Raw genomic sequence first — 22,929 nt, forward strand, 5'->3', positions numbered from 1 at the left:
GGAGTGCGCTCTCGTGGAGCGCTGTTCGGGAGGGGGACGACGCGGTCGGCCGGAGTGTGACGGTGACCCGCGTCACAACCCGATCGTGTTCGCAACCCGATCGTGTTCGCAACCCGATCGTGTTCACGGTCCGATGGTGTTCACGGCCCGGTCGGGCTCACGGCTCCATCGGGCCGAGGTGGCCGAGCTTCTCCGGGTTGACCACCACGAAGGCCTCGGTGATCCGCCCGTCGGCGACGGTGAGGGCCACCACGCCGCCGACGGTGCCCGTGGCCTTCTCGTACCAGACCAGCCCGGGCTCGCCGTTGACCAGCGCGGAGCCGAGCCCGAACTCGGGGGTGAACCACTTCGTGACCAGCCCGGACACCAGCCGGGCGACGTTCCAGGCGCCGAGGACGGGGCGGGCGGCGGCGCGGACGATGCCGCCGCCGTCGGCGTGCCAGACCACGTCCGGGTCGAGGATCTCCATCAGGGCGAGGATGTCGCCCCGGGTGCTGGCGGCGACGAAGGCCTCGACCGCCTGGCGGTGCTCGGCCGGGTCGGCGCCGGACCGCCCGCCGGTTGACCGCCCGCCGCGCCGCCCGTCGCCGTCGCGGACCCGGCGGCGGGCCCGGGAAGCCAGCTGGCGGGCGGCGTCGGGAGTGCGGTCGAGGGAGTCGGCGATCTCGTCGAAGCCGACCGCGAAGACGTCGTGCAGCACGAAGGCGGCCCGCTCGGCCGGCGTGAGCTGCTCCAGGACGGTCAGCAGGGCGAGCGAGACGGACTCGCCGCGTTCGGCCAGCTCGGCGGGGGAGTCGGCGGCGTCCGCGTAGGAGACGGACGGCTCGGGCAGCCATTCGCCGTAGTAGGCCTCGCGGCGGGCCCGGGCCGAGCCCAGCTGGTCGTAGCAGAGCCGGGTGACGACCGTGGTGAGGAAGGCGCGCGGGTCGGCGACGGCGTCGTGGTCGGCAGCCTGCCAGCGCAGCCAGGCGTCCTGGAGGACGTCCTCGGCGTCGGTGAACGATCCGAGCAGCCGGTACGCGACGGAGCCCAGGTAACGCCGGTTCGCCTCGAAGGCGTCCGGTTCCTGGCCGTCGGCGGCTGCGGGCGCGGAGGTCACGGGCCTACGGTAGCGAAGGCCGCCATCGACCCGAAGAGCGGAGCGCGACGTACCGGGCGCGAGGGGGCAGAACGCGCGGGGCCGGGGCGGAAGACTCCCGCCCCGGCCCCGCGCACCCTCGCGCAGCGGGTCAGTCCACCTCGGCCACGGCCTCCGCGAACTGCGCCTGGTACAGCCGGGCGTAGGCGCCCTCGGCGGCGATCAACTCGTCGTGCGAGCCCTGCTCGACGATCGAGCCGTTCTCCATCACCAGGATCACGTCGGCGTCCCGGATGGTGGAGAGGCGGTGCGCGATCACGAAGCTGGTGCGGCCGGTGCGCAGCCGCGCCATGGCCCGCTGGATCAGCACCTCGGTGCGGGTGTCGACGGAGCTGGTCGCCTCGTCCAGGACGAGGATCGAGGGTTGGGCGAGGAACGCCCGGGCGATGGTGATCAGCTGCTTCTCGCCGGCGCTGACGCCGGTGCCCTCGTCGTCGATGACGGTGTCGTAGCCGTCCGGCAGGGTGCGCACGAAGCGGTCGACGTGCGCGGCCTTCGCCGCCTCGATCACCTGCTCGCGGGTGGCTCCCTGGGCGCCGTAGGCGATGTTGTCGGCGATGCTGCCGCCGAACAGCCAGGTGTCCTGGAGCACCATGCCGATGCCGGAGCGCAGGTCCTCGCGGGACATCGCGGCGACGTCGACCCCGTCGAGGGTGATCCGCCCGGAGCTGACCTCGTAGAACCGCATCAGCAGGTTGACCAGGGTGGTCTTGCCGGCGCCGGTGGGGCCGACGATGGCGACGGTCTGGCCGGGCTCGACCTTGAGCGAGAGGTCCTCGATCAGCGGCTTGTCGGGGTCGTAGCGGAAGGACACGTCCTGGAAGGAGACCCGGCCGTGGACGGTGTCGGGCCGCTCGGACACGGCCGGTTCGGGGCTCTGCTCGGGGGCGTCCAGCAGCTCGAAGACGCGCTCGGCGGAGGCGACCCCGGACTGCACCAGGTTGGCCATGCTGGCGACCTGGGTGAGCGGCTGGCTGAACTGCCGCGAGTACTGGATGAACGCCTGCACGTCGCCGATGGACAGCGAGCCGCTGGCCACCCGCAGGCCACCGACGACCGCGACCAGCACGTACTGCAGGTTGCCGATCAGCATCATCGCGGGCTGGATGATCCCGGAGATGAACTGCGCCCGGAAGCTGGAGGCGAACAGCGCCTCGTTGTGCTCGCGGAAGGTCTCGGCGGACTCGCGGTGGCGGCCGAACACCTTGACCAGGCTGTGGCCGGTGTACATCTCCTCGATGTGCGCGTTGAGTTGGCCGGTGGACTTCCACTGCTGGACGAACTGCGGCTGCGCCCGCTTGCCGACCTTGGCGGCGACGACCACCGACAGCGGCACCGACACCAGGGCGATCACGGCGAGCAGCGGGGAGATCCAGAACATCATCGCCAGCACGCCGACCACGGTGAGCAGCGAGTTGACGACCTGTCCCAGGGTCTGCTGCATGGACTGGCTGATGTTGTCGATGTCGTTGGTGACCCGGCTGAGCACCTCACCGCGCGGCTGCTTGTCGAAGTAACTGAGCGGCAGCCGGGCGAGTTTGGCCTCGACGTCCTGGCGCAGCCGGTAGCCGGCCCGCTGGATCGCCGCGGTGGCCAGCCGGCCCTGGACGATGCCGAACAGGGCGGAGGCGACGTAGATGGCCAGTACCCAGAGCAGGACGGTGCCGATGGCGCCGAAGTCCATGCCCTGGCCGGGGGTGAAGCTCACCGCGGAGAGCAGGTCGGCGACGCCTCCCTCGCGGTGGGCGCGCAGCCCCTCGACGACCTGCGCCTTGGAGACGCCGGGCTCGAAACGGGCGCCGACGACGCCGGCGAAGATCAGGTCGGTGGCGTTGCCGAGCACCTTGGGGCCGGTGACGGCGCAGCCGATGCTGAGCACGCCGAGGGCCAACACACCCGAGAGCAGCGAGCGTTCGGGGCGCAGCAGGCCGAGCAGGCGCTTGCCGGAGCCCTTGAAGTCCATGGACTTCTCGGTGCCCTGGCCGCCCATGAAGCGGCCCGGTCCGGCGGGGCCGCGGCGGGCGGCGGCGGCCTGGGAGTCGGTGGGCAGTTCGGCGGCGGGGGCCGCGGGCTGGTCGTCCGTGTCGGGCTTGTCGTCCGTGTCGGACTTGCCGGGGGTGGTCACGCCGCCTCCTGCTCGGTGAGCTGGGAGAGCACGATCTCCCGGTACGTCGGGTTGTCGGCCATCAGTTCGCGGTGGGTGCCGGTGCCGACGACCGCGCCCTCGTCGAGGACGATGATCCGGTCGGCGTCGCGGATCGTGGAGACGCGCTGGGCGACGATCAGCACGGTGGCGTCGGCGGTCTCGCGGGAGAGGGCCTTGCGCAGCCTGGCGTCGGTGGCGTAGTCGAGCGCCGAGAAGGAGTCGTCGAACAGGTAGACGTCGGGCTTGCGGACGAGGGCCCGGGCGATGGCCAGGCGCTGGCGCTGGCCGCCGGAGACGTTGCCGCCGCCCTGGGCGATCGGGGCGTCCAGGCCCTCGGGCAGCTTCTCGACGAAGTCCTTGGCCTGGGCGATCTCCAGGGCGTGCCAGAGCTCCTCGTCGGTGGCGTCGGGCCGGCCGTAGCGCAGGTTGCTGGCGACGGTGCCGGAGAACAGGTACGGCTTCTGCGGGACGAGTCCGACGCTCTCGGCGATCGCCTCGGGGGCGAGTTCGCGCACGTCGACGCCGTCGAGCAGGACCTGGCCGGAGGTGGCGTCGAAGAGCCGGGGTACGAGCCCGAGCAGGGTGGACTTGCCGCTGCCGGTGGAGCCGATGACGGCGGTGGTCTCGCCGGGGCGGGCGGTGATGTCGATGCCGCGCAGCACCGAGGCCTCGGCGCCGGGGTAGCGGAAGTCGACGTCGCGCAGCTCCAGGTTGCCGCGCCGCAGCACCTCGGTGATCGGCGTGGCGGGCGGGACGACGCTGGAGGAGGTGCCGAGGACCTCGTCGATGCGCTCGGCGCAGACCTCGGCGCGCGGCACCATCATGAACATGAAGGTGGCCATCATGACGCTCATCAGGATCTGCATCAGGTAGGAGAGGAAGGCGGTGAGCGCGCCGATCTGCATGGCGCCGCTGTCGATCCGGTGGGCGCCGAACCAGAGCACGGCGACGCTGGAGACGTTCACGACCAGCATCACGGCCGGGAACATGAACGACATCAGCCGGCCGACCTGGAGGGCGACGTTGGTGAGGTCCCCGTTGGCGCCGGCGAAGCGGGTCCGCTCGTGGTCGTCCTTGACGAAGGCGCGGATGACCCGGATACCGGTGATCTGCTCGCGCAGGATCCGGTTCACCGTGTCGATCCGGGTCTGCATGCTGCGGAACTTGGGGCGCAGCGAGCGGACCAGCAGGAGGACGACGGTGCCGAGCAGCGGGATGACGGCGAGCAGCAGCCCGGACAGCGGCACGTCCTGGTTGAGCGCCATGATGATGCCGCCGACGCACATGATCGGCGCGGCCACCATGAGCGTGAAGCTCATCAGGGCCAGCATCTGGACCTGTTGCACGTCGTTGGTGGTGCGGGTGATCAGCGAGGGGGCGCCGAACTGGCCGACCTCGCGGGCGGAGAAGCTCTGCACGCGGTCGAAGACGGCGGCGCGGACGTCCCGGCCGAAGGCCATCGCGGTGTGGGCGCCGTAGTAGACGGCGCCGATCGAGCACAGCGCCTGGATCAGGGTGACACCGATCATCACCCCGCCGGCACGCAGGATGTAGCCGGTATCGCCCTTGACCACACCGTCGTCGATGATGTCGGCGTTGAGCGTCGGCAGGTAGAGCGCCGCGAGGGTGGACACCAGTTGGAGCACCACGAGCAGGGCGATCGGTCGGGAGTATGGGCGCAGGTACGCCCGGAGCAGTCTGATCAGCACTTGCACACTCTTGTCGTCGGCGGCTGGATTCGCATCCCAATTCTCGTTCTTTGGTGCACTCGTACAGACGATTCCCAGGGTGTGAACCGGAGGTTTGTCCAGTCCTTTGCCCAATCGCCCGGCGGGCCCGGTTGCGCGGTTCACCCGGGGTCCTGGCGGGGTCGTCGAACGGGCACCGGCGCCGTGGCGGCGTGCCGACGGTCCGTGCCCTCTTACGGAATGACCGGTTTCCCCCTAGGCTGCTGATTGCCCCCTTGTTACTCGCCGGTACCGTCCGGGTTACCCGGGGGCCCGGCGACCGCCCCCACGGGCGCCGCGACAATCCCTCAGACGGCCACCCGCCCCCGGAGGTCCTCGTTGAGTTCCGCGCAGTCCCTGATCGGCTCCGGCAGTGCCGACATCGTCGCCGGGCGTCCCGCCTCCGTCGCCCACCTGTTCCTGGAGCGGGTCGCCGCGACCCCGAACGCCGAGGCCTACCGCTACCCGGCCCCGGTCGACGAGCACGCCGCGGACGGCGCCCCCGGCGCCGAGCAGTGGCGCTCGCTCACCTGGGCGCAGACGGCGGCCCGGGTCAAGGCGGTGGCCGCCGGCCTGATGGCGCTCGGCATCCAGCCGGAGGACCGGGTCGCGCTGGCCTCCTCCACCCGCGTCGAATGGATCATCGCCGACCTCGGGAACATGTGCGCGGGCGCCGCCACCACGACCGTCTACCCGAGCACCAACGCCGACGAGACCGCCTTCATCCTCTCCAACTCCGGCTCCAGGGCGCTGTTCGCGGAGAACGCCGCCCAGCTCGCCAAGGCCGTCGACCAGATCGAGCAGCTGCCCGAACTGCGGACCGTCATCCTCTTCGACGCCCCCGAGAGCGCGGCCCCCGAGACCGCGGGCCTCGCCCTGCTCACCCTCGCCGAACTGGAACAGCGCGGCGCCGAGTACCTGGAGCAGCACCCGGACGCGGTCGAGAAGGCGGTCGCCGCGCTCGACAAGGAGCAGCTGGCCACCCTCATCTACACCTCCGGCACCACCGGCCGCCCCAAGGGCGTGCGCCTGGTGCACGACTGCTGGGCGTACGAGGGCCGGGCCCAGGAGGCCAGCGGGCTGCTGCGCTCCGACGACGTCCAGTTCATGTGGCTGCCGCTGTCGCACGTGTTCGGCAAGACGCTGATCTCCGGCCAGATCGCCACCGGCCACGTGATGGCCGTGGACGGCCGGGTCGACCGGATCATCCACAACCTGCCGGCCATCCGGCCGACCGTCATGGCCTCGGCGCCGCGCATCTTCGAGAAGGTCTACAACGGCATCGCCGGCCGGGCCCGGGCCGAGGGCGGCGCCAAGTACAAGATCTTCCGCTGGGCCGCCAAGGTCGCCCGCGAGCACGCCCGGGCCGTCCAGGAGAGCCGGATCGCCACCGGCACCGGAACCGCCCCGCTGGGCCTGCGGCTCCAGCACACCGTGGCCGACAGGCTGGTCTACGCCAAGATCCGCGCGGCCTTCGGCGGTCGGCTGCGCGGCGCCGTCTCCGGCAGCGCCGCGCTCGCCCCCGAGATCGGCTTCTTCTTCCTCGGCGCCGGCGTGCCGATCCTGGAGGGCTACGGCCTCAGCGAGACCAGCGCCGGCTCCTGCGTCAACCGCGAGGAGGACGTCCGGATCGGCACGGTGGGCCGCGCGCTGCCCGGCACCGAGGTCCGGATCGCCGAGGACGGCGAGATCCTGCTGCGCGGCCCCGGCGTCATGCGCGGCTACCACGACCTGCCGGAGAAGACCGCCGAGGTGCTGGAGGCCGACGGCTGGTTCCACACCGAGGACATCGGCGAGCTCAGCCCCGACGGCTTCCTGCGGATCACCGACCGCAAGAAGGACCTGTTCAAGACCTCCGGCGGCAAGTACGTCGCGCCCAGCGAGGTCGAGGGCAAGTTCAAGGCGGCCTGCCCGTTCGTCAGCAACATCCTGGTGATCGGCAACGGCCGCAACTTCTGCACCGCGCTGATCGGCCTGGACGAGGCGGTCATCATGCCGTGGGCCGCCGAGCACGGCCTGGCCGGCAAGTCCTACGCCGAGGTGGTCGCCGACCCGCAGGTGCACCAGCTGATCGACGGCTTCGTCCGGCGGCTCAACGCCGACCTGCAGCGCTGGCAGACGATCAAGAAGTTCCACCTGCTGCCGCGCGATCTCGACATCGAGCACGGCGAGCTCACCCCGAGCCTGAAGATCAAGCGCCCGGTCGTCGAGCGGACCTACGCGGACGCCGTCACCGCGATGTACGCGGGCGCCAACGAGGCCTGAGCCGCCCCGCCCCCGTACGGCTCACCGGTTCGGGTGAGCCGTACGGGACAATGGGGTCATGCCCTCCGCACTCCCCGACGGCGAACCGGTGCCGTCCGACGGTTCCCTGCCCGCGCACGCCCGCACCGGTCTCGGGCAGCGGCCGTTCGGCTTCTACCTGCACGTGCCGTACTGCGCCAGCCGCTGCGGCTACTGCGACTTCAACACCTACACCGCCACCGAGCTGCGCTCCTCCGGGGCCGTCGCCTCCCAGGAGACCTACGCGGACAACGTGGTCGCCGAGATCCGGCTGGCCCGCAGGATCCTCGGCCCCGTGGACCTCCCGGTGCAGACCGTCTTCCTCGGCGGCGGCACCCCCACCCTGCTGCCCGCCCGCGACCTGGTGAAGATGCTCGCCGCACTGCGCGAGGAGTTCGGGCTCGCCGACGGCGCCGAGGTCACCACCGAGGCCAACCCGGAGTCCGTCGACCCGGCCTACCTGGCCGAACTGCGCGAGGGCGGTTACAACCGGGTCTCCTTCGGCATGCAGAGCGCCCGCCCGCACGTCCTGCAGCTGCTCGATCGCCACCACACCCCGGGCCGCCCCGAGGCCTGCGTCGCCGAGGCCCGCGCCGCCGGCTTCGACCACGTCAACCTGGACCTCATCTACGGCACCCCCGGCGAGTCCGACGACGACTGGCGGGCCTCCCTGGACGCCGCCATCGGCGCCGGGCCCGACCACGTCTCCGCCTACTCCCTGATCGTCGAGGACGGCACCAAGCTCGCCGCCCGGGTCAAGCGCGGCGAACTGCCGATGATCGACGACGACGTGCACGCCGACCGCTACCTCATCGCCGAACAGGCCCTCAGCGCCGCCGGCTACTCCTGGTACGAGGTCTCCAACTGGGCCACCACCCCCGAGGGCCGCTGCCGCCACAACGAGCTCTACTGGACCGGCGCCGACTGGTGGGGCGCCGGCCCCGGCGCGCACAGCCACGTCGGCGGCGTCCGCTGGTGGAACGCCAAGCACCCCGCCGCCTACGCCCAGGCCCTCGCCGAAGGCCGCACCCCGGCCCTGGGCCGTGAGGTCCTCGCCGAGGAGGACCGCCGGGTCGAGCGCATCCTGCTCGAACTGCGCCTCGCCGAGGGCATCCCGCTCACCCTCCTCACCGACACCGGCCTGGAGGCCGCCGCCCGCCACCTCGCCGACGGCCTCCTCGACCCCGACACCCACGCCGCCGGCCGCGCCACCCTCACCCTCCAGGGCAGGCTGCTGGCCGACGCGGTCGTACGTGACCTGGTGGACTGAGATTCGTTAGCGTGGATGTCAGCCGTCGGAGGGAGCGTGCGATGACCGCCATCGATGATCGGATGACCGGGATCTTCGAGAACCTGGAGGTGCCGGAAGGCGTCAAGGCCGAGCTCATCAGGGGGGAAATCGTGATGATGGCCGGGCCGGACCTGGTCCACAACCTCATCATCGAGTGCATCGTGGATCAGGTCCCGCGGGCTCGCTGGCATCGATTGCAGACCCAGGACCTGGCCTTCGCTCACGAGGCCAGCGAGCCGCAGCCCGATCTGGTGGTGATCGAGCGGGGCGTGGTGGAAGCCCCCGGACGGTTGGTTCCGGCGCCGGCGGTGACCATGGTCGTGGAGGTGGTGTCGAAGACCAGCGCCTACCGCGACTACCACGTCAAGCGGGAGATGTACGCGGGCGGGACGATCAACACCTATCTGATCGTCGACCCGTTCAAGGGCGAGTGTCTGCTGCTCACCGAACCCGACACCGCTACCGCTTCGGGCGTCCCGGACTACGAGGTCGGGCAGCCCTTTAAGTTCGGTGACCCCATCCGGGTCGACGTCCTGGGCGTGACGCTCGACACGGGTGAGTTCGGAACGCTCTGACGGTCACTCCGGGAGCGTCACGAAGTCGATCAACTCCTCGACACGGCCCAGGAGTTCCGGCTCCAGGTCCTTGTAGGTGTCAACCTTGGAGAGGATCCGCTTCCAGGCGGCGGGGGTGTTCACCGGCCAGCCGAGGCGGCGGCAGACGCCCTCCTTCCACTCCTCGCCGCGGGGGACGGCGGGCCAGGCGGGGATGCCGACGGAGGAGGGCTTCACGGCCTGCCAGATGTCGATGTAGGGGTGGCCGACGACCAGGACGGCGTCGCCGGTGACCTGGGCGGCGATGCGGTGCTCCTTGGTGCCGGGGAGCAGGTGGTCGACCAGGACGCCGAGGCGGCGGCCCGGGCCGGGGGCGAAGTCGGCGACGATCGCGGGCAGGTCGTCCACGCCCTCCAGGTACTCGACGACCACGCCCTCGATCCGCAGGTCGTCGCCCCAGACCCGTTCGACCAGCTCGGCGTCGTGCCGGCCCTCGACGTAGATCCGCGACTCGCGGGCGACCCGGGCCCGGGCGCCGGGGACGGCGATCGAGCCGGAGGCGGTGCGGCCGGGCGCCCGCGAGGGGGCCGGGCCGGTCGGGCGCACCAGGGTGACCACCCGGCCCTCCAGCAGGAAGCCGCGCGGCACCAGCGGGAACACCCGGTGCTTGCCGAAACGGTCCTCCAGGGTGACGGTGAACCCCTCGGCGGTCCGCTCGCACCGCACCACCGCGCCGCAGAAGCCGGTTGCCGCCTCCTCCACCACCAGGTCCCGCTCGGCGGGCACCTCCGGGGCGGGCTGCTGCCGCTTCCACGGCGGGGTCAGGTCGGGTCCGTACTGGCGGCTGTGCATGCAGGTGACTATAGGCAGCGCCAGCGCCCGAGGATCGGACGGCCCGTCACAGGCCCGGCGCGCCCCAGACCGGGAACCAGCGGCTGAGGTCCCTCTCCAGCCGCAGGTCGTTCCCCAGCAGCGCGTTGACCTGCAACTCCAGCGGGCTGTTGCGCCGCTCCCCGCCGCCGGGCATCGGGGCGAAGGGGTAGAAGGTGCCGCGCTTGTAGAGGTAGACCAGCGCCAGCGACTGTCCCTGCCCGTTGCGGAAGGCGACCAGCGAGCAGAGCAGCTGGGGCCCGAAGCCGTTCGCCTCCAGCTCGCTGTTGACCGCGTGCAGGTCGTTCACCAGCTCCGGCAGCTCCTCGGGGGTGTGCCGGGCGAGCAGCCAGGAGTAGCCGTAGCCGTCCTTGGAGGCCTCCACCGGGACGCCGCCGCGCTCGGTGTCGGCGTCCAGCAGCGCCCGCACCTGCTGCTCGACCTGTCCGAAGGCCGCGCCCTCGACGGCGGCGAAGCAGACCGAGCCGAGGCCGGTGGGGGTGAACCCGGCCCCGGCCTCCAGGGTGAGGGCGGCGGACGGTACGCCGAACAGCTGGTCGAGGTCGGGCTTGACGGGCTTGGTGCGCCCGAACAGGGCGTCCAGGATTCCCACGGCGGTCCTTTCGGGAGGGTGCGGGCGGAGTCGGGCGGAGCCGGGTGGAGGGGGGCGTCAGCGGCCGAGCTGCTCGGAGATCTTCGCCAGCTGCTCCAGACGCTTCTCCAGCGTCGGGTGGGTGGAGAACAGCTGGGCGGCGGTCTCCCGGGCGCTCAGCGCGGGGGCGAAGTAGAAGGCGTTGTAGGGCTGCGCCTGGCGCAGGTCCTTGCTGGGGATGGCGGCGATCTGCCCGGTGACCTTGGTGAGCGCGGAGGCGAGGGCGCTGGGCCGGCCGGTGAGCTGGGCGGCGGAGCGGTCGGCGGCGAGTTCCCGGTAGCGGGAGAGCAGCCGGGTGAGCAGGAAGCTGATGGCGTAGACGACCATCGACACCAGCGGGATGACCAGGGCGGCGATCGCCGCGTTCTGGTCGTTGTTGTTGCGGCCGCCGCCCATGAACCCGCCGTACATGGCGATCCGGGTCATGGCCCCGGCGAGGACACCGAGGAAGCCGGCGATGGTCATCACCGCGACGTCCCGGTGGGCGACGTGGGACAGTTCGTGGGCGAGGACGCCCTCCAGCTCCTCGGGTTCCAGCCGGCGCAGCAGGCCGGTGGTGACGCACACCACGGCGTTCTGCGGGTTGCGGCCGGTGGCGAAGGCGTTCGGCATGTCGTTGTCGGCGACCGCCACCCGGGGCTTGGGCATGTCCGCCAGCGCGCAGAGCCGGTCGACGGTGCCGTGCAGTTGCGGGTACTGCTCAGGGGTCACCTGGTGGGCGCCCATCGCCCGTTCGGTGATCTTGTCGCTGAACCAGAACTGGGCCACGAACAGCCCGCCGGAGATCAGGACGATCAGTGGCCAGGCGCCGCGCAGCAGCACGATCAGCAGGCCGGTGAAGCCGACGTACAGCAGCCCGATCACGAACATCGTCACGACCATGCGGCCGGTCAGGCCGCGGTCGGGCGCGAAACGGGTGTGCTGGCCCGAGCTCGACATTGCTTGCTCCTCCATTCGCCGTCGCTTCCGATGCTGCCACCCGGACGGCCCCGCGGCACCACCCCCGCGCCGGGAACTGCGGGCAGGATCACTCCGGCCGGGCCGTTCCTGCCGTTGGGCCCGGGCCTTACACTGGCAGGTACGGTTTTGGCACTCGGGTATGACGAGTGCCAAGGCGGGTCCCGGAACCGGGGTGTCCCGGAACGGGCAGCAGCATGTGCGACACAAACGGACAACGCGCGAAGACGGAGGTGTGTGCCCCATGGCCGGTGAGGTTCGCCAGCTCGACGACCGCAAGCTGGCCGTGCTCCGCGCGATCGTCCAGGACTACGTGGGGACCGAGGAGCCGGTCGGCTCCAAGGCCCTGGTGGAGCGGCACAACCTCGGGGTCTCCCCGGCCACCGTCCGCAACGACATGGCGGCGCTGGAGGAGGAGGGCTACATCCACCAGCCGCACACCAGCGCCGGGCGCATCCCCACCGACAAGGGGTACCGCCTGTTCGTCGACAAGCTCGCCGAGGTCAAGCCGATGAGCGCCCCCGAGCGCCGGGCGATCCGGCACTTCCTGGACGGCGCCGTCGACCTGGACGACGTGGTCGCCCGGACGGTGCGGCTGCTCGCCCAGCTCACCCGGCAGGTCGCGGTGGTGCAGTACCCCTCGCTGTCGCGCTCCACCGTCCGGCACATCGAGCTGGTCGCGCTGGCCCCGACCAAGGTGATGCTGGTCCTGATCACCAACACCGGCCGGGTCGAGCAGCGGATGGTGGACTGCCCGGGCCCGGTCGGCGAGACGGTCCTGGCGGACCTGCGGGCCCGGATCAACGCGCGGGCCGTCGGCCAGCGGCTGCCGGACGTGCCGGGCTTCCTGGAGGAGCTCCCGGCGGGTTTCGAGCAGCCGGACCGGCCGACCGTCAGCACCGTCCTGGCGACGCTGTTCGAGGCGCTCGCCGAACAGAACGAGGAGCGGATCATGCTGGCCGGCACGGCCAACCTGACCCGCTTCGGGCACGACTTCCCGCTCACCATCCAGCCGGTGCTGGAGGCACTGGAGGAGCAGGTCGTCCTGCTCCGCCTCCTGGGTGAGACCGCGGACGCCGCGATGACGGTCCGGATCGGGCGGGAGATCGCCTACGAGGGGCTGAATTCCACCTCGGTGGTCTCGGTCGGTTACGGTTCGGGCGACGAGAGCGTGGCCAAACTGGGTGTGATCGGTCCGACCCGGATGGACTATCCGGGCACAATGGGGGCGGTGCGAGCGGTGGCGCGGTACGTGGGTCAGATCCTGGCCGAGTCGTAGCAAACGGTCGCCGTTGGTCATCTGACGGCGACATCCCAGTCGCAGCACTACTACAGGCGGAACAAGCGGAGCATTTGGTGGCCACGGACTACTACGCGGTACTCGGCGTCCGACGGGATGCGGGGCAGGACGAGATCAAGAAGGCGTTCCGGCGCCTGGCACGCGAACTGCACCCGGACGTCAACCCGGACCCGAAGACGCAGGAGCGGTTCAAGGAGATCAACGCCGCCTACGAGGTGCTCTCCGATCCGCAGAAGCGCCAGGTCTACGACCTCGGCGGTGACCCGCTCTCGCCGGGCGGCGGGGGCGCGGGCGGCTTCGGCGCGGGCGCGGCGGGCTTCGGGTTCTCCGACATCATGGACGCCTTCTTCGGCGCCGCGGCCGGCCAGCGCGGCCCGCGCTCGCGCACCCGCCGCGGCCAGGACGCCATGATCCGGCTGGAGATCACCCTGGAGGAGGCCGCCTTCGGCACCACCAAGGAACTCCAGGTCGACACGGCCGTCACCTGCACCACCTGCAGCGGCGAGGGCGCGGCCCCCGGCACCTCCGCGCAGACCTGTGACATGTGCCGCGGCAAGGGCGAGGTCTCCCAGGTCACCCGGTCCTTCCTGGGCCAGGTCATGACCTCCCGCCCCTGCCCGCAGTGCCAGGGCTTCGGCACCGTCGTGCCGACCCCGTGCCCGGAGTGCGCCGGCGACGGCCGGGTCCGGGCCCGCCGCACCCTGACCGTCAAGATCCCGGCCGGTGTCGACAACGGCACCCGGATCCAGCTGGCCGGCGAGGGCGAGGTCGGCCCCGGCGGCGGCCCGGCCGGCGACCTGTACGTCGAGATCGCCGAGACCACCCACACCGTCTTCCAGCGGCGCGGGGACGACCTGCACTGCACCGTCACCATCCCGATGACGGCCGCGGCCCTCGGCACCCAGGTGCCGCTGCAGACCCTGGACGGGCTGGAGGAGGTCGACATCCGGCCCGGCACCCAGTCCGGCCAGTCGATCCCGCTGCACGGCCGGGGCATCACCCACCTGCGCGGGGGCGGCCGGGGCGACCTGATAGTGCATGTCGAGGTGCAGACGCCCGGCAAGCTCGACGCCGAGCAGGAGGAGCTGCTGCGCCGGCTCGCGGTGCTGCGCGGCGAGGAGCGGCCGTCCGGCCAGTTCGCGCCGGGCCAACAGGGCCTGTTCTCGCGCCTGAAGGACGCGTTCAACGGCCGGTAGCCGTCCGCGTGGGGGTGCCGGGGTTCTGCCCGGCACCCCTTTCGCGTTCCCGATCCGCCCCCACCACCGGAGGTTCCCCGCATGACCGCCCCCGTCTTCGTCGTCGAGACCGAGCGGATCGCCGCCGCCGCACCCGGCGCCGTGGTGCGCCTCGACGGGCCGGAGGGGCGGCACGCGGCCGCGGTGAAGCGGCTGACCGCGGGCGAGGCGGTGACCCTGGCCGACGGGCTGGGCCTCGGGGTGGACGGGACGGTCGCCGAGGTGCTCGGCAAGGACGCGGTCGACGTCACGGTGGCGGCCGTGCGCCGGGAGCCCGAGCCGGCGCCGCGGATCGTCGTCGTCCAGGCGCTGCCCAAGGGAGACCGCGGCGAGCTCGCGGTGGAGACCATGACCGAGGTCGGCGTGGACGTGGTGATCCCGTGGGCCGCCTCGCGCTGCATCACGCAGTGGAAGGGCGACCGGGGGGCCAAGGCGCTCGCCAAGTGGCGGGCCACCGCCCGGGAGGCCGGCAAGCAGTCCCGCCGGCTGCGCTTCCCCGAGGTGCGCGAGCCGGCGACCACCCGGCAGCTGGCGCCGGTCCTGGCGGGGGCGGCGTTCGCCGCCGTGCTGCACGAGGAGGGCGCCGAGCCGCTGGCGCGGGCCGCGCTGCCCGAGGCCGGGGACGTGGTGCTGGTGGTCGGCCCGGAGGGCGGTGTCTCCCCGGAGGAGCTGGCCGCCTTCGCCGAGGCGGGCGCGAAGCCGTACCGGCTGGGCCCGTCGGTGCTGCGCACCTCCACCGCCGGGGTGGCCGCCGGCGCGCTGCTGCTGGGCCGTACCGGCCGCTGGTCGTAGCGGGCTCCGCCCGGGGGCGGGAGTCCGCGAAAATCGGCCCGCGCGGTGCGCGTGGGTGCCTACGCTGACCGCGTGACGGAACCCCTGAGCACCTCCGCGGGCGCCTATCTGCGCCACCCCCATCTGCACGGCGACCTGGTCACCTTCGTCGCCGAGAACGACGTCTGGCTGGCCCCGCTGGACGGCGGCCGGGCCTGGCGGCTGACGGCCGATCACCTGCCGGTCCACCACCCCCGGTTCGCCCCGGACGGGCGGCACATCGCCTTCACCTCCGCCCGGGACGGCTCGCCCGAGGTGCACGTGGTGCCGGTGGACGGCGGCCCGTCCCGCCGGCTCACCCACTGGGGCAGCGACCAGACCCAGCTGCAGGGCTGGACGGCCGACGGCCGCCCGATCGCCACCACCACCGCCGGCGAGGCCACCCTGCGCCGCACCTGGGCGCACGCGGTGCCGCTGGACGGCGGCGAGCCGGTGCGGCTGCCGTACGGACCGGTCGGCGGGCTCGCCTTCGAGCCGCAGGGCGCCGGGGTGCTGCTGGGCACCGTCAACAACCGCGAGCCGGCCTGGTGGAAGCGCTACCGGGGCGGCCGGGCGGGCAAGCTGTGGATCGGCCGGGACGAGTTCGCGCGGGTGCACGAGGACCTGGCCGGCCAGCTCTCCTCGCCGCTGTGGGTGGGGGACCGGATCGCCTTCCTGTCCGACCACGAGGGCGTCGGCGAGCTGTACTCCAGCCTCCCGGACGGTTCCGACCTGCGCCGCCACACCACCTGCCCGGAGGGCTTCTACGCCCGCAACGCCACCACCGACGGCACCCGGGTGGTCTTCCACCGGGCCGGCGACCTGTGGCTGCTGGAGAGCCTGGCGCAGGGCGTCGAGCCGCGCCGGCTGGACGTCCGGCTGGCCGGCCCGCGCAGCGGCCGCCGGCCCCGCCCGGTGTACGCCGCGCACTGGCTGGAGTCCGTCGCCCCCGACCGCACCGGCCGGGCGAGCGCGGTGGTGGTGCGCGGCGGGGTGCACTGGCTGACCCACCGCGAGGGCCCGGCCCGGGTGCTGGACGAGACGCCGGGTGTGCGCGGGCGCCTCGCCCGGGTGGTGCCGGGCGACGACGGCGCCCAGGGCGTGCTCTGGGTGTCCGACGCCGAGGGCGAGGACGCCCTGGAGTTCGCGCCCGCCGTGCAGGGCGCCGAGCGCCGCCGGCTGGCGGCCGGCCGGCTCGGTCGGGTCAACTCCCTGGTGGTGTCCCCGGACGGCAAGCAGGCGGCGCTCGGCGTGCACGACGGCCGGGTGCTGCTGGTCGCGCTCGCCGACGGCACCGTGCACGAGCTGGCCCGCAGCGCCGACGGCGAGGTCAGCGGGCTGGCCTTCAGCCCGGACTCGGCCTGGCTGGCGTGGTCGAGCCCGGTGGAGGGCCTGGGCCCCTTCTCGCTGCGCCAGATCGTGCTGGCCAACCTGGCCACCCGGACGGTCGGCGAGGTCACCCAGCAGCGCTTCATCGACACCTCGCCGGCCTTCACCGCGGACGGCCGGTACCTGGCGTTCCTGTCGGTGCGCAACTTCGACCCGGTCTACGACGCGCACGTCTTCGACCTGTCGTTCCCGAACGGCTGCCGCCCGTACCTGATCACGCTGGCCGCCGACACGCCGTCCCCGTTCGGGCCGCAGCGGGCCGGGCGCCCGCTCGGCGGGGAGGAGGACGAGCCGCGCGGCAAGAAGGCGGACGGCGAGGAGGCCGCCGCCGACGCCCCGCCGGTGACCAGGGTCGACCTGGACGGCATCGTCGACCGGATCGTGCCGTTCCCGGTCGAGGGCGGCCGCTTCGACTCGCTGCGGGCCGCCAAGGACGGCGTTCTGTGGACCAGGGCCCCGCTGCTCGGCGAACTCGGCGACGAGGCGGCCTCGCTGGACGAGGAGCGGCCCCGGCCGGCACTGGAGCGGTACGACCTGAAGAAGCGTCGCGTCGAGCAACTCGTGCAGGGCGTCGACGAGTTCGCGGTCAGCGGGGACGGCGCCCGGGTGGCGGTGCTGGACGAGGGCGAGCTGCGGATCGTCCCCGCCGACCACAAGGCGAGCGGCGAGGACGACGAGGTGACCGTCGACCTGGCCCGGCTGCGGGTCACCGTCGACCCGGCCGCCGAGTGGCGCCAGATGTACGCCGAGAACGGCCGCCTGATGCGGGACAACTTCTGGCGCGCCGACCTCGGCGGCGTCGACTGGGAGGGCGTCCTGGACCGCTACCGGCCGCTGGTGGAGCGGGTCGGCTCGCACGACGACCTGGTCGACCTGCTCTGGGAGGTGCACGGCGAACTCGGCACCTCGCACGCCTACGTGCTGCCGTACGGCCTGCACACCGAGCCCGCCCGGCGCCAGGGCCTGCTCGGCGCCGACCTTGCCAAGGACGGCGACCGGTGGCGGATCGCCCGGATCCTGCCCGGCGAGTCCTCCGACCCCCGGGCCCGCTCGCCGCTGGCCGCGCCCGGCGTCGCGATCCGCCCGGGCGACGCGGTCCTGGCCGTCAACGGCCGCCCGGTGGACCCGGTCACCGGCCCGGCGCCGCTGCTGGCCGGCACCGCCGGGCAGCCGGTCGAGCTGACCGTGGCCGGCAAGGACGGCACCGACCAGCGCCACCCGGTGGTCGTCCCGCTCGCCGACGAGGAGCCGCTGCGCTACCACGACTGGGTGGCCGGGCGGCGGGCCGCCGTGCGCGAGCTGTCCGCCGGGCGGCTCGGCTACCTGCACATCCCCGACATGCAGACCACCGGCTGGGCCCAGATCCACCGCGACCTGCGCTCGGAGATGGCCAAGGAGGGCGTGGTCGTCGACATCCGGGAGAACCGCGGCGGCCACACCTCGCAGCTGGTGATCGAGAAGCTGGCCCGCCGGATCATCGGCTGGGGCGTCGCCCGCGACGTCGCCAGCCCGATGCCCTACCCCGGTGACGCCCCGCGCGGGCCGCTCGTCGCGCTCGCCAACGAGTTCTCCGGCTCGGACGGCGACATCGTCAACGCCGCCATCCAGGCGCTGGGGCTGGGCCCGGTGGTCGGCACCCGCACCTGGGGCGGGGTGATCGGCATCGACAGCCAGTACCGGCTGGTCGACGGCACCCTGGTGACCCAGCCCAAGTACGCGTTCTGGGTGGAGAACTACGGCTGGGGCGTGGAGAACCACGGCGTCGACCCGGACGTCGAGGTGCCGTTCGCCCCGCACCAGTGGGCGGCGGGGGAGGACCCGCAGCTGGCCGAGGGCGTCCGGATCGCCCTCGCCGCGCTCGCCGGGACCCCGTCCCGGACGGCCCCGCCGGTGCCCGGGGAGCAGACCGGGGAGCAGGCCGGGGAGTAGGCCGGGGATCGGGCCCGGAGCGGGAGGCCGGGCGGGCCGACGTCCCACTCCGGGCGGCAAGCGGGATGCGGGCCGTGGTCGGGACGCGCCCGGTCGGCCGCGAGCAGCTGCCGGAGTATCAGCAGGCGGTCGGGCGGCTCGGCTAGGCTGCCGCCGTACGGCCCACGACACAACCCGAGGAGAAGCCGATGGCCGGCGAGCCGCAGCCCGACTGCCTGTTCTGCAAGATCGTGGCGGGCGAGATCCCGGCAACCGTGGTGCGCAAGACCGAGCGCATCCTCGCCTTCCGCGACATCGCCCCCAAGGCCCCGGTGCACGTCCTGGTCATCCCGCACGTCCACTACCCGAACGCCGCCGCGCTGGCCGCCGCGGAGCCGGAGATCGCCGGTGAACTCCTCGCCGAGGCGGGCGCGGTGGCCAAGGACGAGGGTCTGGAGGACTACCGGCTGATCTTCAACACCGGCGCCGGCGCCGGTCAGACGATCTTCCACGCCCACGTCCACGTGCTCGGCGGCAAGCCGATGACCGAGAGCATGGTCTGAACCCGACGTGTCACAGCGCGAACTCGTCGTCCTCGGCACCGCCAGCCAGGTGCCCACCCGGCACCGCAACCACAACGGCTACCTGCTCCGCTGGGACGGCGAGGGCCTGCTGTTCGACCCCGGCGAGGGTACTCAGCGGCAGATGCTGCACGCCGGGGTCTCGGCCACCCAGATCACCAGGATCGCCGTGACGCACTTCCACGGCGACCACTGCCTGGGCCTCGCCGGGGTGATCCAGCGGATCAACCTGGACCGCGTCCCGCACCCGGTGGACGTCTACTTCCCGGCCTCCGGCGAGGTCTACTTCGAGCGGCTGCGGAACGCCACCGCGTACCACGAGACGGCCGTGCTGCGGCCCCGGCCGATCGACGAGCCGGGCCCGCTGCCCGCGCCCGGCGCCCGCTTCGCGCTGGACGCCGTGCGACTCTCCCACCCCGTGGAGTCCTTCGGCTACCGGCTGTCCGAGCCCGACGGCCGCCGCCTGGTGCCCGAACGGCTCGCCGCGCTCGGCGTCTTCGGCCCCGCGGTCGGCCGGCTGCAGCACGAGGGCGCGATCGAGGCGGACGGCCGGCGGGTCACCCTGGAGGAGGTCAGCGAGCCCCGGCCGGGCCAGCGGTTCGCCTTCGTGATGGACACCCGGCTCTGCGACGGCGTGCACGAACTCGCCGAGGGCGCCGACCTGCTGGTCGTCGAGTCGACCTTCACCGACGCCGACGTCCGCCTCGCCGAGGACCACGGCCACCTCACCGCCGGGCAGGCCGCCAAGGCCGCCGCCGAGGCCGGGGTGCGCACCCTGGTGCTGACCCACTTCTCCCAGCGCTACCCGGACCTCGGCCAGCACCTGGCCGACGCCCGCAAGCACTTCGACGGGGAGCTGGTGCTCGCCGAGGACCTCGCCCGGGTGCCCGTCCCCGCCCGGCGCCAGCCGTGAACCCGGTGCGCACCCCGTGAAAAGGGCTCGCGCCGTCCCCCGATCTGCCGCAGCATCGTCGGGTGCGGCCCCGCCGCCCGCCGCGGCGATCACGTGCGCGGCGTACCCTGGTGCCCCGGAGAGACCGATCGGCACACGACACCACGGATGGGATGAGGCAGGCCCCAGCGCCGACCTATGAGTGACACATCGCAGACCCGTACGAACGGCCGGTCACGCCCCGAGCCGGCCGACGACGGCCGCGTCAGCGCCCGGATCGTCATCCCCGAGAAGCACCCGATGGTCACCCTCCTCGGCACGGCGGACTCGCTGCTGCGCGTGATCGAGCAGGGCTTCCCCGCCGCCGACATCCACGTCCGCGGCAACGAGGTGACCGCCACCGGAGCGCGCGCCGAGGTCGCCCTCGTGCAGCGGCTCTTCACCGAGATGATGCTGGTGCTGCGCACCGGCCAACCCCTGACGGAGGACTCCGTGGAGCGCTCCATCGCCATGCTCCGGAGCGCCGTGGAGGACCCGGACAGCCCGGCGCCGTCCCAGGTGTTCACCGCGAACATCCTGTCCAACCGGGGCCGCACGATCCGCCCCAAGACGCTCAACCAGCAGCGCTACGTCGACGCGATCGACAAGCACACCATCACCTTCGGCCTCGGCCCGGCCGGCACCGGCAAGACCTACCTCGCGATGGCCAAGGCCGTCCAGGCCCTGCAGGCCAAGGAGGTCAACCGGATCATCCTGACCCGCCCGGCGGTCGAGGCCGGGGAGCGGCTGGGCTTCCTGCCCGGCACCCTCTACGAGAAGATCGACCCGTACCTGCGCCCGCTCTACGACGCGCTGCACGACATGATGGACCCGGACTCCATCCCGCGCCTGATGGCGGCCGGCACCATCGAGGTCGCGCCGCTCGCGTACATGCGCGGCCGCACCCTCAACGACGCCTTCATCATCCTGGACGAGGCCCAGAACACCTCGCCCGAGCAGATCAAGATGTTCCTCACCCGCCTCGGGTTCAACTCCCGGGTGGTCGTCACGGGTGACACCACCCAGATCGACCTCCCGAGCGGCACCCGCAGCGGCCTCAAGGTCGTCCAGGAGATCCTGGCCGACGTGCCCGACATCCACTTCTCCGTCCTCACCAGCACCGACGTGGTCCGCCACAAGCTGGTCGGCCGGATCGTGGACGCGTACGAGCGCTGGGACGCCCAGCAGGAGGCCGAGGAGACCACTCCGCAGGCCGCCCGCAAGCCGGCCCAGCGGCGCGGCGGCAAGACGACCGCGGCCCGCGCACCCCGACAGTCCCATCGCACCGAAAGCTGAGTAACCAGCCCGTCATGTCGATCGACATCGCCAACGAGTCCGGTTGGGACGCTGACGAGGAAGCCATCCTCGACGTCGCCCGCTTCGCCCTGGACAAGATGCGGATCCACCCGCAGTCCGAACTGTCCGTGATCCTGGTGGACGGAGCGGCGATGGAGGAGCTGCACATCCAGTGGATGGACCTCCCCGGACCCACCGACGTGATGTCCTTCCCGATGGACGAGCTGCGTCCCGGCAAGGAGGGCGAGGAGCTGCCGCAGGGCCTGCTCGGCGACATCGTGCTCTGCCCGGAGGTCGCCGAGCAGCAGGGCAAGGCGGCCCCCTCCAAGCACTCGATGGACGAGGAGCTCCAGCTGCTCACCGTCCACGGGGTGCTGCACGTCCTCGGCTACGACCACGAGGAGCCCGAGGAGGAGGAGGAGATGTTCGCCCTCCAGAAGCGGATCCTGGACGACTGGCGGGCGGGCCGCGGCCTCGGCGGCATCTCCCCGGCCCCCACCACCCACTGAGCGCGGAGCCCGAACCCCTGTGAGTGGTGAAAGTACGAGCTTCATCCTCGGTGCCGTGCTGCTCGTCGTCCTCGGCTGGCTGGCCGCGTGCGCCGAGGCGGGCATCTCCCGGGTCTCCCGGTTCCGGGCGGAGGAGGCCGTACGGGCCGGGCGGCGCGGCTCGGCGCGGCTGCTGACCGTCGCCTCCGACCCGATCCGCTACCTCAACCTGGCGACCCTGATCCGGGTGGCCAGCGAGATGGCGGCGGCCGTCCTGGTCACCGTGGTGTGCGTGCGCAACGTCGAGCCGACCTGGCAGGCCGTGCTGCTGGCGTTCGGCGTGATGGTGCTGGTGTCCTTCGTCGCGGTGGGGGTCTCTCCGCGCACGATCGGACGCCAGCACCCGCTCACCACCGCGACGGCCGCCTCCTTCGTGCTGCTGCCGCTGGCCGCGGTGCTCGGCCCGATCCCGCGGCTGCTGATCCTGCTCGGCAACGCGCTGACCCCGGGCAAGGGCTACCGGGAGGGGCCGTTCGCCTCCGAGGCCGAGCTGCGGGCGCTGGTCGACCTCGCCGAGAAGGACGACCTGATCGAGGACGAGGAGCGCCGGATGGTGCACTCGGTCTTCGAGCTGGGCGACACCATCGTCCGCGAGGTGATGGTGCCGCGCACCGACCTGGTGATGATCGAGCGGCACAAGACCGTCCGGCAGGCGCTCACCCTGGCGCTGCGCTCGGGCTTCTCGCGGATCCCGGTGGTCGGGGACAACGAGGACGACGTGGTCGGCATCGTCTACCTGAAGGACCTGGTCCGGCGCACCCACATCAACCGGGAGGCGGAGTCCGAGGAGGTCGGCGCGGTGATGCGCCCGGCCGTCTTCGTGCCGGACTCCAAGCCGGCCGGCGACCTGCTGCGCGAGATGCAGCAGCGCCGCTCGCACGTGGCGATCGTGATCGACGAGTACGGCGGCACGGCCGGCCTGGTCACCATCGAGGACGTCCTGGAGGAGATCGTCGGCGAGATCACCGACGAGTACGACCGGGAGATCGCGCCGATCGAGGACCTCGGCGACGGCTCGTACCGGATCACCGCCCGACTGCTGGTGGAGGACCTGGGCGAGCTGTTCGGCATCGAGCTGGAGGACGAGGACGTCGAGACCGTCGGCGGCCTGCTGGCCAAGCACCTCGGCCGGGTGCCGATCCCCGGCTCGTCCTGCGAGATCCCGCTGCCCGAGCCCGCCGCCACCGGGCTGACCGGCATCCTGCTGACCGCCGAGTCCTCGGCCGGGCGCCGCAACCGGATCGGCTCGATGGTCGCGACCCCGGTCCGCAGGGCCGCCGACGCCGGGACGGACCCCGGCGAGTAGCGGTCGC

The 22,929-nt window shown here is 72.6% G+C and carries 18 protein-coding genes; 12 read left to right on the plus strand and 6 right to left on the minus strand.

Going from position 1 to position 22,929, the window contains the following annotated elements; genetic code table 11:
- Positions 1-157: 157 nt before the first annotated feature.
- The 3 genes from sigJ to ACIO5E_RS00525 all read right to left on the minus strand — a co-directional run bounded on the left by sigJ (position 158) and on the right by ACIO5E_RS00525 (position 4,993).
- On the minus strand, positions 158-1,099 hold the full coding sequence (gene sigJ, locus ACIO5E_RS00515; RefSeq protein WP_400661792.1) for an RNA polymerase sigma factor SigJ: 942 nt from the start codon (positions 1,097-1,099) through the stop codon (positions 158-160).
- 130 nt (positions 1,100-1,229) lie between these two features.
- The gene (locus ACIO5E_RS00520; protein WP_400663364.1) at positions 1,230-3,128 is read right to left on the minus strand and encodes an ABC transporter ATP-binding protein; all 1,899 of its coding nucleotides are present in this window, start codon (positions 3,126-3,128) and stop codon (positions 1,230-1,232) included.
- Between the two features lie 131 nt (positions 3,129-3,259).
- On the minus strand, positions 3,260-4,993 hold the full coding sequence (locus tag ACIO5E_RS00525; protein ID WP_400661795.1) for an ABC transporter ATP-binding protein: 1,734 nt from the start codon (positions 4,991-4,993) through the stop codon (positions 3,260-3,262).
- 357 nt (positions 4,994-5,350) lie between these two features.
- Here ACIO5E_RS00525 and ACIO5E_RS00530 point away from each other — a divergent pair, with 357 nt between their 5' ends.
- Genes ACIO5E_RS00530 through ACIO5E_RS00540 form a run of 3 tightly spaced genes read left to right on the plus strand, consistent with a single transcriptional unit; the run spans position 5,351 to position 9,160 of the window.
- Positions 5,351-7,276, plus strand: a complete 1,926-nt coding sequence (locus tag ACIO5E_RS00530; RefSeq protein WP_400661798.1) for an AMP-dependent synthetase/ligase — start codon at positions 5,351-5,353, stop codon at positions 7,274-7,276.
- A gap of 58 nt (positions 7,277-7,334) precedes the next feature.
- Positions 7,335-8,564 (plus strand): radical SAM family heme chaperone HemW, encoded by a 1,230-nt coding sequence (gene hemW / locus ACIO5E_RS00535; RefSeq protein ID WP_400661801.1) that lies wholly within the window; start codon positions 7,335-7,337, stop codon positions 8,562-8,564.
- A gap of 41 nt (positions 8,565-8,605) precedes the next feature.
- Positions 8,606-9,160: a Uma2 family endonuclease gene (locus ACIO5E_RS00540; RefSeq protein WP_400661803.1), complete on the plus strand. Its 555-nt coding sequence runs from the start codon at positions 8,606-8,608 to the stop codon at positions 9,158-9,160.
- 3 nt (positions 9,161-9,163) lie between these two features.
- Here the strand turns inward: ACIO5E_RS00540 and ACIO5E_RS00545 are convergent, their stop codons facing one another.
- From ACIO5E_RS00545 to htpX, 3 genes are read right to left on the minus strand one after another with little or no spacing between them, the layout of a single operon-like run.
- On the minus strand, positions 9,164-9,991 hold the full coding sequence (locus ACIO5E_RS00545) for a DUF3097 domain-containing protein (protein ID WP_400661806.1): 828 nt from the start codon (positions 9,989-9,991) through the stop codon (positions 9,164-9,166).
- Positions 9,992-10,037: 46 nt separating this feature from the next.
- Entirely contained in the window at positions 10,038-10,622 is a 585-nt protein-coding gene (locus ACIO5E_RS00550; RefSeq protein WP_400661808.1) for a hypothetical protein, read from the minus strand.
- A 57-nt stretch (positions 10,623-10,679) separates the two neighbouring features.
- Positions 10,680-11,600 carry a zinc metalloprotease HtpX gene (htpX, locus tag ACIO5E_RS00555; protein WP_280677017.1) on the minus strand — a complete coding sequence of 307 codons (921 nt, stop codon included), beginning with the start codon at positions 11,598-11,600 and terminating at the stop codon, positions 10,680-10,682.
- A 262-nt stretch (positions 11,601-11,862) separates the two neighbouring features.
- Between htpX and hrcA the strand changes: the two genes are divergently transcribed.
- From hrcA to ACIO5E_RS00600, 9 genes are all read left to right on the plus strand, one after another.
- Complete coding sequence (gene hrcA, locus ACIO5E_RS00560) at positions 11,863-12,897, plus strand: heat-inducible transcriptional repressor HrcA (protein WP_280677015.1); 1,035 nt, start codon at positions 11,863-11,865, stop codon at positions 12,895-12,897.
- Between the two features lie 77 nt (positions 12,898-12,974).
- Positions 12,975-14,114: a molecular chaperone DnaJ gene (gene dnaJ, locus ACIO5E_RS00565; protein ID WP_400661811.1), complete on the plus strand. Its 1,140-nt coding sequence runs from the start codon at positions 12,975-12,977 to the stop codon at positions 14,112-14,114.
- 81 nt (positions 14,115-14,195) lie between these two features.
- Entirely contained in the window at positions 14,196-14,945 is a 750-nt protein-coding gene (locus ACIO5E_RS00570; RefSeq protein WP_400661814.1) for a 16S rRNA (uracil(1498)-N(3))-methyltransferase, read from the plus strand.
- Positions 14,946-15,017: 72 nt separating this feature from the next.
- Positions 15,018-18,281 carry a PDZ domain-containing protein gene (locus ACIO5E_RS00575; protein ID WP_400661817.1) on the plus strand — a complete coding sequence of 1,088 codons (3,264 nt, stop codon included), beginning with the start codon at positions 15,018-15,020 and terminating at the stop codon, positions 18,279-18,281.
- Positions 18,282-18,469: 188 nt separating this feature from the next.
- On the plus strand, positions 18,470-18,823 hold the full coding sequence (locus tag ACIO5E_RS00580) for a histidine triad nucleotide-binding protein (RefSeq protein ID WP_400661820.1): 354 nt from the start codon (positions 18,470-18,472) through the stop codon (positions 18,821-18,823).
- A gap of 7 nt (positions 18,824-18,830) precedes the next feature.
- On the plus strand, positions 18,831-19,754 hold the full coding sequence (locus tag ACIO5E_RS00585) for a ribonuclease Z (RefSeq protein WP_280677005.1): 924 nt from the start codon (positions 18,831-18,833) through the stop codon (positions 19,752-19,754).
- 177 nt (positions 19,755-19,931) lie between these two features.
- The gene (locus tag ACIO5E_RS00590; RefSeq protein ID WP_400661823.1) at positions 19,932-21,068 is read left to right on the plus strand and encodes a PhoH family protein; all 1,137 of its coding nucleotides are present in this window, start codon (positions 19,932-19,934) and stop codon (positions 21,066-21,068) included.
- A gap of 14 nt (positions 21,069-21,082) precedes the next feature.
- Positions 21,083-21,577 (plus strand): rRNA maturation RNase YbeY, encoded by a 495-nt coding sequence (gene ybeY, locus ACIO5E_RS00595; RefSeq protein WP_030061268.1) that lies wholly within the window; start codon positions 21,083-21,085, stop codon positions 21,575-21,577.
- 19 nt (positions 21,578-21,596) lie between these two features.
- Positions 21,597-22,922, plus strand: coding sequence for a hemolysin family protein (locus ACIO5E_RS00600; protein ID WP_400661827.1), 1,326 nt, complete (start codon positions 21,597-21,599; stop codon positions 22,920-22,922).
- Positions 22,923-22,929 lie beyond the last annotated feature (7 nt).

This window comes from Kitasatospora sp. NPDC087314, assembly GCF_044744365.1.
Lineage (GTDB): Bacteria > Actinomycetota > Actinomycetes > Streptomycetales > Streptomycetaceae > Kitasatospora.